A 12,800-nucleotide genomic window follows, 5' to 3' on the forward strand; every position below is an offset into this window, starting at 1 on the left:
GCCTCAACTCATGTATCAGAAAAAACAGAGCGATCGCTTTGTTTCTTCTCCCATATGATGCTAATTTCTATCTGAATAGGGATGTCTAAGTTTGGGAAAGCGATAAAATGTATTCCCATCATCATCAACTTCTGTAAGCGCGTTCAACAACTTAACTTGGCGCTCTAGGTATTGCTTTGCCAACTCGGTATCGACTCTAGCAGCTGCGGCTAACTGGATTAACGAAATACAACTATCTTGTTCTTCCAGCAATTTATAAAAAGCATTCTCTACAAGCACCTGCTGCTGGCGCTGCTGGAAGGCACTGGTAAATAACATAACTGCGCTGACACCCAGCCCGACTATTAATATCACCTCAAGAATTGCCATAGCTAATTTATTAATATTATGAGTGAAGCTGCTATTAGAAAGTAAGGTGGGCACTGCCCACCTTACTATAAAAGTTATGAGTTATCAGTTCTTTAAATTCCTAACTCAAAACTCAAAACTCTAATTAGGCTGTTTTCTGCGGCTCGACTAAATTATCTAACCCTTGGACAACCTTAGCTGACTCAATCTTATCCCCCGGCTTGATTTTTTCGAGAACCTCTTTCCCTTCAATCAAATAACCGAAAACCGCATAACGTCCATCCAACAAATTGCGTCCTGCTGGAGTCAGTTCGGGTTCATATAGGAAGAAGAAAAACTGAGAAGAGCCGCCATCGGTTTCGCCTTCTGGACGAGCCAGAGCAACAGTACCGTAGGCTTGGAAGGGCAGAACTGGGTCTTCGCGGAAACGTCCGGCCTCTTCTAGAGTAATACCGTACATGGGGGCTTTATCACCTTTCACCAGCACTTCGAGGGGAATAGCGCGGTATTTGCCAGTTGCAGGATCGATGAAACCCACATCTTTTCCGGGTGGATCTCCAGCTTGGACTACATAAGATTCTTCAGCACGGGTGAACTCCAGGCCATTATAGAAACCGCGCTGTACTAAATCTACAAAGTTACCAGCCGTAACGGGCGCACTGTAGCCATCAAGCACTAAGGTGAGATTACCTTTACTGGTTGCCATTTCTACGGTAGCGCGACCTTTGAGTTGAGGCAGGTTGCTGAACTCTGAGGGCACTTCATAGGGGAACTCTTGCACCATTAGTTCTTCTAGCTGACCTACTTTGTCGAGGATTTTGCCTCGTTCGAGCCAAATGTTTTCCTTATCTTTAGCTTCGACTGCCTCGCGCAGGCTGGCGATGTCCTCGTTCATTTTGGCAATCAGGTCTTCGGCTTGGGGTTTTTTTGCCTCCGGGACACTAGCGAGGATTTTATCGGCGCGATCGCGGAGAATTACAGATGCTTTGGTAATATCCCCATTTATAGGATTCCATCGCTTACCGCGCAGTTGTGTGGCAATATCTTCTAAACTGGCTTGAACTTCCCGCACTGGCTTGTTGTCAATCGGTAGTGCATACCTTAACAAAGCTTTGCCGTCAGTAATGGCATTCCCAGGCGGTAATGCAGCACTGAGTCCAACTGACAAAGACATCAGCAGCAGTGCCGATACACCAGTTTTAAACAAGCGCTTACACCAATCGAGCAGGGAACGGTTTGAATGAAGCATAAATTAATTCCCAGTTGCTGCCAAGCAGTTGCCTTCAGCAGCTTTATAGGCTCAAAAACTCCATTCTTAATCTTCCCATACGCCTGTCCCCAGCCGTCATGAGCGTCGATTCCAATTGACAATACAGGCAATACACCGCGCACGCGGTAAAATAGGATGCCAATTGTTCTGCCAACTAGGCAACTGACTCAAAGATTTATGATTTCGAGTAACGACTTTCGACCTGGTGTGACGATTGTATTGGATGGAGGTGTCTGGCGAGTGGTGGAATTTCTCCACGTCAAGCCAGGGAAAGGTTCGGCTTTTGTGCGGACGAAGCTGAAAAACGTGCAGAGTGGAAGCGTTGTGGAAAAAACGTTCCGGGCGGGAGAAACTGTACCCCAAGCCAACCTGGAAAAAAGCACGATGCAGCATACCTATAAAGAGGGCGAGCAGTTCGTCTTTATGGATATGGAAAGCTATGAAGAAGCTACTCTGCGCCGAGAACAGATTGGAGATCGCGTCAAATATCTCAAAGAAGGCATGGAAGTAAACGTCGTCCGTTGGGGCGAAGCTGTTTTGGAAGTGGAACTGCCTAACTCCGTTGTGCTAGAAGTTACACAAACCGATCCGGGTGTGAAAGGCGATACTGCGACGGGGGGATCAAAACCCGCTATTGTCGAAACTGGTGCTCAAGTGATGGTTCCTCTGTTTATTTCTATAGGAGAGCGAATCAAAGTTGACACTCGCACCGATACATACATGGGTCGGGAATAGTGCAGAAGTCATTGGTCAAGTGTCATTGGTCATTGGTCCTTGGTCATTGGTCATTGGTAAGGGACTAAGGACTAAGGACTAAAGACTAAGGATTAAGAACAAAGGACTAAAGACATCTATGGCAATAGACTTCAACGAACTTAGGGAACTGCTAGCAGCGATCGCTCATACTGACATCGCGGAACTGATCTTAAAAAGCGCTGATTTTGAACTTACAGTGCGTAAAGGCATGGGGGGTACGCAAGCCCCAGCTAATTTTGGTGCTGCTGGCACAACTGCGCCAACACCGACGCTCCCCCCTACACCCAGCCCAGAACCTGCGGGTCGTGACGCTACACCTGCTGCTTCTCCACCAATTGATAGGAGATGGGTGGAGGTGACATCCCCTATGGTAGGAACGTTTTACCGTTCGCCTGCTCCGGATGAACCGCCATTTTGTGAAGTGGGCGATCGCATACGCACTGGTCAAACGGTCTGTATCATTGAAGCGATGAAACTGATGAATGAAATTGAAGCTGAGGTATCTGGAAGTGTGATGGAAATACTTGTCGAAAATGGCCAACCAGTAGAATACGGACAGCCATTAATGCGGATTAATCCGGAACAATGATTCCTCTATTGTTATATACATACTAGCTGCTAAAATTTGGGGATCAGTTCCTTCGGGTTAATCGGATGCAACAAATCACACCTGTACCGCAAGAAGTTACACAACAAGTTGCAGAATACTTCAGTATTCTTAGTGAGCCGATGCGTCTGCGGCTTTTGAACTTGCTGCGCGACAGCGAGAAATGCGTGCAAGAACTGGTTGAGGCGACCGATACCAGTCAAGCTAATGTATCAAAGCACCTGAAAGTGATGTTACAAGCGGGTATACTCAGCCGCCGCTCTGAAGGAACATCCGCTTACTACAAGGTCGAAGACGAGCTAATTTTCGAGCTGTGCAATCTTGTTTGCGATCGCCTCGCTACTCGGATTGAACAGCAAGCTCGTCACTTTCGTGACTTCAGTCTTGCCAACAAACACTGATGTTGTTAACGAGCGATGCTTAAGGGTTCATAGTTCATGGTTCACAGCGGGAACTGTTGAACAATGAACGATGAACATTAACCTATAGCTGATAGTCAGCCTCAAATTTCTTGCGCGTCAGCGGCTGATCCAGCTCTAAGCCTTCCCCACCTAAGATTTCCAGCTTTTTCCCCTCCACATCAATCCAGACTTTCGCATCTGGATTGAGGCTGGTTGCGGTGTAAAGGACTTGCGCCACTCTACCCGTCATCGAGGTAGTTCCCCCCCCTGTGGTAAATTCTTGGGATAAATTAACGTGAATGCCATCCTCTCTCACATCGACGCTGCGAAGTTTTGTCCCCGACGGGATGGTGCTTGTTAAATTCGCGTCAGTCGGTCCCGATAAAAGGGTATTAAAAGCATCCCCTAAAAGCGCAGTGGGTTTGCTGTTGGTCTTTTGTAGCTGGATGGAACTCGGCACCACTTCAATCCTGCCCGTTTTTTTAAGCCAATAAACTTGAACTGTTTTCTCGGCTGCTGGCGGCAGACTCTGCGTTGGCTGCGGCGCTTGAGACGCTGTGGTAATCGGCGTCGTAGCTGTGGGAACGGGTTGGGTTGTCGTTGTGGGAACGGGCTGGGTCGCAGTCGTGGGAGCGGGCTGGGGCGTGGTCGTTGTGACAGGGGGCGCCTGGGTTGCAGGCTGACCTGAATTTAACGCCCACCAAGCTCCAGCACCCCCCGCCGCTAATACTGCCGCCGATATCCCGGCAATTGCGCCATTGGAAATGCGACGGCCTGGTTGTTTATCTTCTTGCATATAAAGGGTCCTCCATCAGAATTTTGGTTGGATATGTGTGAGGAGGCCTAACTACTAAATACATTGAGGCCACAACTTTTCCGAAAGTTACGTGCAAGAGCTAATGGCTACTTGCTGGTATTGGGTGGCTGGAGCCGAACAAATGCTGCTAGTTCTAAGCGATCGCTATCTATTTTAAATTGTAAAAGTCGCGCAATGATGCCTGTATCCTCCAAGTTGCGGAGATCTAATCTGCTGCTCGCACCCGACGTAAGTGCGCTTACAAATTGGGGCGGAACTGGATTTCCGTTTACCGTCACCACTGGCGCAATCAGCTGTAGCTGCCGCCCTGACACTAGGCCCAGCCCTGACTCGATGTTAACAGCCAGCTTGTCAGTATTTTCCTGACCCTGTAAGTCCACTTGGAATCGCAGCCGATTGTCAGCCAAAAAGTCCACTTTTGGGTTGAGAATTTGATAATCTTCTGGCAAGAAAGCAGCAGCGGAACCGAGGGAGCGACGTGCTAGCTCCTGCAACCTTTGTGCAACCTTTGGTGACTTTAGAGCCTGATTAATATCTTTCTCAGTTATAACCAAATGCACCGCGCCCTGGACTGGATCTTTAGAGATACCAGCGATGGTGTCTGTGAGCGATCGCCTCTTGCCTTTTGGTTGTTTCTCGCCGCTTTGTCTGAGACGCTTTAAGTCCAGAGCAACCGGATCTGTTTCCACTTCTAATTGGTCAATCCTCACCTCTGGCGTCAGCCACAACCCTCGCCCAGCAAGCCTCACGCGATCCACCTTACCTTGCGCCACTTGGTACGAGGGCGCATTATCAACGCGGACTTGCAACTGCTCGACTTTATCAAACCGAGAGCGAATAGCACCCTCAGCAACAGTGTCAATAACTAAACCAGCGGGTGAGACGAAAGCAAGCAAGCCAGATAAGAGGATTGTTATTAATTCCATTTGTTAATCCGCAGCAGGTTTTTATTTATTAAGTTAGACGCTTCATGGATATTCGCTTGAGTCCCGCTTATTCTCGTCCCCAGGGTCCAGGCTGGGAACGAGAATTATGAGAATTACTTTAAAGCAGCATCAATCCATTGCTTTAAAGTTGGTATTACTTCATCGAGCAGAATTTCGTGTTTTTTGAGGGTAGCGCGTTCTACCACTTCGACTTTACCTGATTGAAGCGATCGCCCTGTTACAATCCTATACGGAATCCCAATTAAATCGGCATCTTTGAATTTAACCCCAGCGCGTTCATCGCGATCGTCGAGCAAAGTTTCAATGCCAGCTTGATTTAACTCGTTGTAAAGTTTTTCGGCTGCCTCAACTTGTTGCGCGTCGGTGATATTGGGAATAGTGACAATGGCGTGATAAGGAGCGATCGCAACAGGCCAAATTATCCCATCTTTGTCATAAGACTGTTCTACTGCTGACTGAGCCAAACGCGACACTCCGACACCGTAGCACCCCATAACTAGGGGAACTTCTTCACCTTGTTCGTTAGTGTAAGTAGCTCCCATTGCTTTAGAGTATTTAGTGCCAAGCTGGAAAATGTGACCGACTTCAATACCTCTGGCACTTTGAAGAGTTTGGCTAGAGTTGTGAATAGAGCGATCGCCTGCTTTTGCCTTCCTTAAATCCACCACTAGCTCTGCTAAAGGAAACTGTTCGTTCCAATTAGCACCAACTACGTGATATCCAGATTCATTAGAGCCAGTAACGAAATTCTTTAAATCAACAGCAGTCTTATCAACAAATCGCAAGAATTTAGAATTCACCTGCTTAGTTGAGGATATGAATTCATCTCCGATATTGGGAGCAATGTAGCCCAAAGGTAGAGGTTTAGCCGCCCATTTCTGTTGCGCTTCCGCATCGGGCACTTGTAAAGCTAAGACAGTTTTGCCGCCATAGTTAGCACCCACCCTTGTTAACTCATTGAACAACTTAACCTCATTAACTTCTTGATCTGCCCGGATACTCACTAATACCAAGACCGTTGTGCCATTATCATAAACAGCCTGATACAAGACATTTTTTACTACCTGAGTAGGAGAACACTTGAGGAATTTGCAGAGTTTTTCAATTGTGTCAGTTCCGGGAGTTTCCCGTTTTTCATAAGTAGTAAATGGTGATTCTTGTGCATCAGCGGGCAAAGAAACAGCCTTTTCCACATTAGCTGCGTACTGACCATCTTCAGTGTAGAGAACCTCATCTTCACCAGCTTCAGCCAGCACCATAAATTCTTGGGAACCAGAACCACCAATTGCACCAGAATCAGCTTGTACAGCACGGAAAGCCAAACCAGAACGGCGCAGCATATTGCTGTAAGCTTGGTGCATATCTTGATAAGTTTTCTTCAGGCTTTCTTCATCAGTGTGGAAAGAATAGCCATCTTTCATAATGAATTCGCGTCCGCGCATTAAGCCAAAACGAGGGCGAATTTCATCACGAAATTTAGTTTGAATTTGATAGAGGTGCAAGGGTAATTGCCGATATGAGCGAATCATGTCCTTGGCAATAGTTGTAATTACCTCTTCATGAGTTGGCCCCAGACCTAATTCTCGCTCTTGACGGTCTTGGAGCGCAAACATGATACCCTCAGCTTGAGTGTAAGTGTCCCAGCGTCCCGACTCGCGCCATAACTCAGCAGGTTGCAGTTGGGGTAGCAAACACTCTTGTGCGCCCGTTGCGTTCATTTCTTCGCGGACAATTTGGGAGACTTTTTGCAGCACTCGCCACATGAGGGGGAGATAGGCGTAGATACCGCTACCGATGCGACGGATATAACCTGCACGGAGTAATAGTTTGTGACTGGGTATTTCAGCTTCAGCTGGGCTTTCCCGCAGCGTGACGAAAAGCATTTGAGAGAGTCGCATCGTTTTCCCTTTTTAGACTGAGCGATCGCTATCCCAGTCTAAAACACGATCGCGCTTCATATGCCAAGTTCTTAAATTAGTTGACTAGGGTTGAAAATCCGCAGCCCACACTTACAATTTTTTGTAGAGACGCGATGAATCGCGTCTGGAGGTTGCGGGTAACGATTGCATCCAGATGATTTATTACAGCTTTATTGTAATGAATTGCATCTTACATCGTCTCTAAAATGGGCAGTTAATGCTATTGAAATTGCTGCTATATCAAGTGCGGCAATTTACCATATTGTCGATAGCCTTATTAAAAAATTAAGTGCCACGTCTCGATATTTGTCTTTACGGATGATGTAAAACATATCGCCCAAAGTTAAGGCTGAAACATAGCCTTCAACCTGTCGCTGTGCCACAAGTAATAAAGTGCGATCGCTGTCTGCATAATAAATATCCCGCTCAAGGGCATCGAGAAAATATCTATCTCATATATTTATTGCAGCTAACGTGGTATGGAAACTAGGGGCGATCGCACGTCTGGGATGGTAGAAGGGCGATGGCTATCGCCTACCGCTTCGCTACCGCAACCTCTATCGCATACTACAGCCTCATTACGTCCCTTCTCACTTCTCCCTTTGGTTATAAATTCGTTGCTTATTTAACCCCCTAGTTGATGGATTTGTGTTTGGGGATCATATCTATCTTCAGCGGGGTTAAACAAGAGTAGATTATTAGTTAATTTTCTTTAAGACACTGAAAACAAGTTTCCGAAAAATTTAGGAAACCAAGCAATTAATAAATTTTTGGAGGGTAATATGGTATCCACATCAGTTGGTGCTTACGATCAAGGTAAAGAAGCTTTAAAAAGCTTGAGCATAGACGATCAACTAGGCTTGTTGTGGTTTGTTTACACCAAAATGGGTAAATCTGTCACACCAGCTGCTCCCGGTGCTTCTGGCTCAGATATCGCTGAGGGTTTGTTCAATCAAGTTAAGGCACTTCCTCATCCAGAACAGCTACAAGTTCAGCGCGACATTGCCTCAAACGCAAATACTCAAATTAGCCGCGAATATGGTTCTTTGAGTCCTGAAACCAAACTGGCTTTTTGGTATTTCTTAGCGCAAGGAATGGACAACGGTACCATCATTCCTATGCCTCCTGACTATCAACTTCCCCAAGCCGGACAAGACTTGTTAGCACGTATCGAAGGAATGGATTTTCAACAGCAGATCGATTTTCTGCGCGGTGCCGTATTAGTTATGGGTGCAGAGGCTGCGCCTGGATCTGAGATCTAGAAAGATTAGTAAAGTTTGGCTAAATTCTTCTTAAGTAACCCCCGCTAGATTGTTAAGCAATCAGCGGGGGTTTTTTACTATTTAGCCATAGCTAAACTCACCTGTTCTTGCTATTTTGCCTACCACTTCTGGAGCATGAACAACTAAACCCAGATCTTCGGCGTAAGCTGCTAGGAAAGGCTGGCCTAAGTCTAAGCTAGCGAAAGGACTTTCTGAGGGTACTGCTAAATTGGCACTAGCTGCCTTTAGGCGAAACTCAAAATCACTTTTAAACAAAAGTAGATCGGTATTTAGGGTACTGAATGAAGTTCCAGTTAACGGCTGTCGCCACCATGTAGATAGAGGAACTAGCGCATCGCTGTAGCTGATACTGCAAAGTTGCTTATCCCCTTGAGTGACATTGACACGAGAGCGATCGCCGTGAGTCCAACTAAATTCAGCTAGTTCCTTGGGTAGACCCCATATTTTTCTACCACCCTCAACAGAAGCCGCACTGTCTACATAAATATGAGAAACCCAAGCACCGAATTTGCCTGCATAACTCACCATACCGGGGACAACAATCAACTCGTTGTACTGGAGAACGGAACCCGCAACGTAAGAGGATATATAAACTCCACCTAGCGTTTTTCCAGGCCATACTGAGATAATTTCAAACTCTGGGGGGATGAGGGGACGAGCTTTTTCAACATCTAACAAATGCACGGTTTGGATAGAAAACCCTTGTAACGTCCAAGGTGCTTGTGGATATGGCATTTTCCAACTCCTGCGATAATAGTTACCTCCATTAAGACTTCTTAGTAAACAAATAAACATCATCTCGCTGATAGGTTAATTGAAACTCTGGTGCATTTTTCAGTCGTTCCAATAAGCTAGCGGCGACAGAGGGAGAACTACCAAAGCCGGGATGACGCAAATTTAGCAACACATACTCAAACTCAGATAAATTAGCCGACTCTGAACCTGTAGTAGTCAGCTTAACTACAGAGCGGTGGGTTAAATGTGGAGCAACCTGCGGTACGGTTAAAACACTGCCTTTAGTATGAATTTGGGCAACAGCTTCTCGCGTTGCTTGCCACGTATCGAGAGAATTTAAATAGATAGACCAAAAATAACCGTATTTTCCTAAAGCCAAAAAAGCCACTAACGCCCACAAAATTATTCCCCGCTTGTTCCTCACCCAGCCCTTTCCTGCGGCAAGCGTTGAAATTACAGCCAATAACATAAAAGGTAGTATCGGCAGAGAATATTGATGCACTAAATTCCGTTGCGCTGGCGAATCAGAAAGAATGTTAATTACTAGGGTGGGAATTGCACCTACTAACGGGGCTAAATGAGCGGGTGAAAGTCCCCAAACTACTGGCAAAATTAAAAAAGCTAGATATTCCAGTGTATTGGGTGAGAAAACCTTACCTAATACTAATCCTGGCTGCAATAAGAGGTTTTTGGCAATGTCAAAAACTGAGTTGCCGAGATAAGCATAACGTCCGACTGCCTCGACTCCGCCCGGTCTAAAGTGGGGGATAAGTAGCTGAGTTGCTATCAGGAACCACGCGACACCAGCAAAAAGCGCGATCGCTCCATACAATCGCCTCTTTTCAAATACAAGCAGCCAAAAACCCATCGCCGCGACGGTGACAGATAAGGCATCCCGACAACCCAAAATAAATATAATTGCTAAACAGAACCACCCAATTCGATCCAGCCGCGCTGCTAAAATTGCCCCTAACATTGCGGGGAGTGCCATAACTTCTGGGTGGAAATCAAACAAATTGATATTAAAAACTAGGGGATAAAGCAAGTACACCGCCGCCATTGCGATCGCTTGCCCCTCTTTTAATCCCGCTTGCAATGCTAGATGCCAAGTTGGTAATGCGCCTAATGCCAGGGAAATAGCTTGTATAGCAAACAACCAGTGAACGCTTGGGTAAATTTTATAAAGCAACGCAACTAGATACATAATCCAGTCTGCGTGTCCGCCTAGAAAGTGATAGCCCCAAAAAGACACGATGGGAGGTTGTCCCTGACTAATCAAGTAAGCAGCTTGATCGAAATAACCCAAGTCAAAAGCACTTGATTGAAACAGTGCGTGTCGGATACTGCTGCACGCGAAGAAAATTAAAGCGATCGCGCCAATTGTCAACCCCACAGGATTAAGCTTGCTCAGTTTTTCTCTCACACCAAATTTTTTGTTATTTCTTACTTGTTAGAGACTTCTCTATCTTTTGCCCTTGTTCCCAGGTTATGCCTGGGAATGCTTTACGCTACCCATTGGTGTTGGGCAAATCGAATAGCAAATATTGCCAGTAATAAGGTAAAAAATCCCATCACTGCATATCCCCAACGAGGATAGCGCTCTAGTAACACGCCAAGCGCTACACTTAGCGAAACAATCCCATAAGCCAGACGGTTGAGGGAAATGGTACTTCCAGAAGTCAGAAGTAAACCCAACCCGCAAAACCCAAAAGTAACAGCGGCGGGGCTAAGGTTGGCGCGTAAGTGCCATAGCAAATACAAACCCCCTAAAATCGTCACGGTATTAAGCAACGGATCTCCTGCCAAAAGCCACAAAATTAGCCACAAGGCGCAGAAGCCATAGCCAACTTTAACAGAACCTAGCTTTTTACGATTGCGCCATAACCAATAACCACAACCGCAGATAATTAAAAACAAAATTGGGTGCAAAGGATCTTTAATATAGCCATATTTCCAGTTAGCTGAACCAACGGAAATTTGCGCGATCATTTTCCACCAACCCAGCCAATCAACCCCAAGCGATCGCTTCCATCCTTGCTGCGCGTGGGCAAATGCCAAAAAGTCTCCAAACTGCAATTGACAATACAAACAATATAAAATTAGCCCTCCACAAGTGGCTAAACTAGCAACATACGCAATAGGGGGACGGCGTTCTCGCCATGATGCGATCGCTAATGCAGGTACGAGCGCTATCCCAGTTGGACGGGCAGCAGTAGCAAAAGCTCCCCAAAGCCCTACCCAAATATAGTGTTGTTTATCGAAAGCTCTTAAAGCCGCTGTACTAAACAATAAAAACAGCCCCTCGGTGTAAATAACTGTTCCAAACAAAGATAGCGGGCAAAAGGCTAAAACAGCAGTTGACCAACGCGCCGCCTTTGTGCCCCCACGCTCTTCTACCCAAGAGTATAAAACGAGTATTGCACCCAGAAAGGCCAGATTATTTACCAGCGTGCCTGCTACTTCAAATGGCAAGCCAAGGTTCATTACTGCACGGATAAATAAGGGAAAAAGCGGAAAAAAAGCAACAGAATAAACGTTGCCATTATTATCGGGTTGATAGCCATAAGTCGCAATTTGCTGATAAGCTAAACTATCCCACCAAGAAAAAACACCCCAGCCAATTGTAGGCGCAACGCCCCCTGATGGAGCCGGAAGTATCGGGGCAATTAGCAACATTGCCACTAAAATTAACAATCGGCTCAACAGCCACATTGCAGCCGCAAAGATTAAGCCATTATCTAATAAAGTTTTGTCTTTGCTCGTCAAAGACGCGGAATTAGGCTCTAATAATTTTTCTTTCATGCACCCTCTCTAATGCACCCTTTTTAAGCTACCCAAAGATGTTGGGAAAATGCTATCGCGTAATTGGCAAGTAAGATAGCGAAGAAACCCATAATCGCATATCCCCAACGAGGATAACTCGAAAGCAGCAAGCCGAAGGCGATCGCAACTGGTACTATCCCGTAAGCGTAACGTTCGTTAGATGCTGTAAGTCCGATATTTAGAACCAACGCAAAGGCAAAAAAGCTATAGACAAGAGCAATAAGCTTGAGTTGGTTTCGCGAATACCATAGCAAATAAATGCTGCCGAACACCATGACAAGGTTAATCACGGGAGCTTTTGCCACCAACCACAGCAGGAAGAAAACAACGCAAAAGCCATAGCCAGCCATAACGGAACCCAGCTTTTTGCGCTGGCTCCATAACCCAAAGCCACAACCGCAAATTACTATAAATAGCAGCGGATGCCAAGGGTCTTTAATTGTGCCGCTCACCCAATTTGGCGCACCTATCGCCATTTCCATAAACATTTTCCACCAACCCATCCAAGGAAACCCCGGCGATACTCCCCATGCCCGCTGTACGTGGACAAACGCTAGGGGGTCTCCAAAACGCAGCCCGCAATACAGGCTATACAAAAATAGCCCTCCACCGACTGCTAAACTCGCAAGGTAGGCAATAGGCGGTCGGCGTTCCCTCCACGACACGAGCAGAAAAGCAGGTATTAGCGCCACACCTGTTGACCTAGTTGCAGTGGCTAATGCACCCCATAAAGCCGCCCACTTATGTTGCCTTTTATCGAAGGCTCGCAAAGCTGCTGTACTTACAGCAAATTGCAATCAGATGTACCACAATAAGGGTAAAGTAGAGAGGTAATAAAAAAATTATAGAGATGGCAGCAGCATATTCCATAGACTTAAGAAAAAAAATCCTCAC

General features: G+C 46.1%; 13 protein-coding genes. 4 read left to right on the plus strand and 9 right to left on the minus strand.

All coding sequences use genetic code 11. The annotated features are described in order from the left end of the window. Positions 1–60 precede the first annotated feature (60 nt). Together H6F77_RS26100 and H6F77_RS26105 are read right to left on the minus strand one after the other, a co-directional pair. A complete protein-coding gene (locus H6F77_RS26100; RefSeq protein WP_309228925.1) occupies positions 61–423 on the minus strand; it encodes a hypothetical protein in 363 nt (120 codons plus the stop codon). A 70-nt stretch (positions 424–493) separates the two neighbouring features. Beyond that, positions 494–1,597 (minus strand): peptidylprolyl isomerase, encoded by a 1,104-nt coding sequence (locus H6F77_RS26105; RefSeq protein WP_190491842.1) that lies wholly within the window; start codon positions 1,595–1,597, stop codon positions 494–496. A 198-nt stretch (positions 1,598–1,795) separates the two neighbouring features. Between H6F77_RS26105 and efp the strand changes: the two genes are divergently transcribed. From efp to H6F77_RS26120, 3 genes are all read left to right on the plus strand, one after another. Continuing rightward, complete coding sequence (efp, locus tag H6F77_RS26110; protein ID WP_190491856.1) at positions 1,796–2,353, plus strand: elongation factor P; 558 nt, start codon at positions 1,796–1,798, stop codon at positions 2,351–2,353. A gap of 118 nt (positions 2,354–2,471) precedes the next feature. Beyond that, positions 2,472–2,963 carry an acetyl-CoA carboxylase biotin carboxyl carrier protein gene (gene accB, locus H6F77_RS26115; RefSeq protein WP_190491843.1) on the plus strand — a complete coding sequence of 164 codons (492 nt, stop codon included), beginning with the start codon at positions 2,472–2,474 and terminating at the stop codon, positions 2,961–2,963. 26 nt (positions 2,964–2,989) lie between these two features. Then, positions 2,990–3,382: an ArsR/SmtB family transcription factor gene (locus H6F77_RS26120; RefSeq protein ID WP_514131605.1), complete on the plus strand. Its 393-nt coding sequence runs from the start codon at positions 2,990–2,992 to the stop codon at positions 3,380–3,382. An 82-nt stretch (positions 3,383–3,464) separates the two neighbouring features. Here the strand turns inward: H6F77_RS26120 and H6F77_RS26125 are convergent, their stop codons facing one another. The 3 genes from H6F77_RS26125 to proS all read right to left on the minus strand — a co-directional run bounded on the left by H6F77_RS26125 (position 3,465) and on the right by proS (position 7,044). Beyond that, entirely contained in the window at positions 3,465–4,178 is a 714-nt protein-coding gene (locus H6F77_RS26125; protein WP_190491845.1) for a GerMN domain-containing protein, read from the minus strand. Between the two features lie 107 nt (positions 4,179–4,285). Next, positions 4,286–5,125 carry an LmeA family phospholipid-binding protein gene (locus H6F77_RS26130; protein ID WP_190491846.1) on the minus strand — a complete coding sequence of 280 codons (840 nt, stop codon included), beginning with the start codon at positions 5,123–5,125 and terminating at the stop codon, positions 4,286–4,288. Between the two features lie 113 nt (positions 5,126–5,238). Beyond that, a complete protein-coding gene (proS, locus tag H6F77_RS26135) occupies positions 5,239–7,044 on the minus strand; it encodes a proline--tRNA ligase (protein WP_190491847.1) in 1,806 nt (601 codons plus the stop codon). An 803-nt stretch (positions 7,045–7,847) separates the two neighbouring features. On the opposite strand from proS, the gene H6F77_RS26140 reads away from it, so the two are divergent. After that, a complete protein-coding gene (locus H6F77_RS26140) occupies positions 7,848–8,327 on the plus strand; it encodes an orange carotenoid protein N-terminal domain-containing protein (protein WP_190491848.1) in 480 nt (159 codons plus the stop codon). Between the two features lie 81 nt (positions 8,328–8,408). Here H6F77_RS26140 and H6F77_RS26145 read toward each other — a convergent pair whose 3' ends face one another. The 4 genes from H6F77_RS26145 to H6F77_RS26160 all read right to left on the minus strand — a co-directional run bounded on the left by H6F77_RS26145 (position 8,409) and on the right by H6F77_RS26160 (position 12,703). Then, complete coding sequence (locus tag H6F77_RS26145) at positions 8,409–9,083, minus strand: acetoacetate decarboxylase family protein (RefSeq protein ID WP_190491849.1); 675 nt, start codon at positions 9,081–9,083, stop codon at positions 8,409–8,411. Positions 9,084–9,114: 31 nt separating this feature from the next. Then, positions 9,115–10,506 (minus strand): DUF2079 domain-containing protein, encoded by a 1,392-nt coding sequence (locus H6F77_RS26150; protein ID WP_190491850.1) that lies wholly within the window; start codon positions 10,504–10,506, stop codon positions 9,115–9,117. Positions 10,507–10,586: 80 nt separating this feature from the next. Beyond that, positions 10,587–11,885, minus strand: coding sequence for a mannosyltransferase family protein (locus H6F77_RS26155; protein WP_199321560.1), 1,299 nt, complete (start codon positions 11,883–11,885; stop codon positions 10,587–10,589). Positions 11,886–11,908: 23 nt separating this feature from the next. Continuing rightward, positions 11,909–12,703 carry a putative hexosyltransferase gene (locus H6F77_RS26160; protein WP_190491851.1) on the minus strand — a complete coding sequence of 265 codons (795 nt, stop codon included), beginning with the start codon at positions 12,701–12,703 and terminating at the stop codon, positions 11,909–11,911. Between the last annotated feature and the right edge of the window lie 97 nt (positions 12,704–12,800).

Origin of the sequence: Microcoleus sp. FACHB-831 (assembly GCF_014695585.1) — a bacterium.
GTDB lineage: Bacteria > Cyanobacteriota > Cyanobacteriia > Cyanobacteriales > FACHB-T130 > FACHB-831.

Coding starts and splice junctions, on each gene's coding strand:
- H6F77_RS26105 (WP_190491842.1), bottom strand. CDS start 1,597: ATGCTTCATTCAAACCGTTCCCTGCTCGATTGGTGTAAGCGCTTGTTT.
- efp (WP_190491856.1), top strand. CDS start 1,796: ATGATTTCGAGTAACGACTTTCGACCTGGTGTGACGATTGTATTGGAT.
- accB (WP_190491843.1), top strand. CDS start 2,472: ATGGCAATAGACTTCAACGAACTTAGGGAACTGCTAGCAGCGATCGCT.
- H6F77_RS26125 (WP_190491845.1), bottom strand. CDS start 4,178: ATGCAAGAAGATAAACAACCAGGCCGTCGCATTTCCAATGGCGCAATT.
- H6F77_RS26130 (WP_190491846.1), bottom strand. CDS start 5,125: ATGGAATTAATAACAATCCTCTTATCTGGCTTGCTTGCTTTCGTCTCA.
- proS (WP_190491847.1), bottom strand. CDS start 7,044: ATGCGACTCTCTCAAATGCTTTTCGTCACGCTGCGGGAAAGCCCAGCT.
- H6F77_RS26140 (WP_190491848.1), top strand. CDS start 7,848: ATGGTATCCACATCAGTTGGTGCTTACGATCAAGGTAAAGAAGCTTTA.
- H6F77_RS26145 (WP_190491849.1), bottom strand. CDS start 9,083: ATGCCATATCCACAAGCACCTTGGACGTTACAAGGGTTTTCTATCCAA.
- H6F77_RS26155 (WP_199321560.1), bottom strand. CDS start 11,885: ATGAAAGAAAAATTATTAGAGCCTAATTCCGCGTCTTTGACGAGCAAA.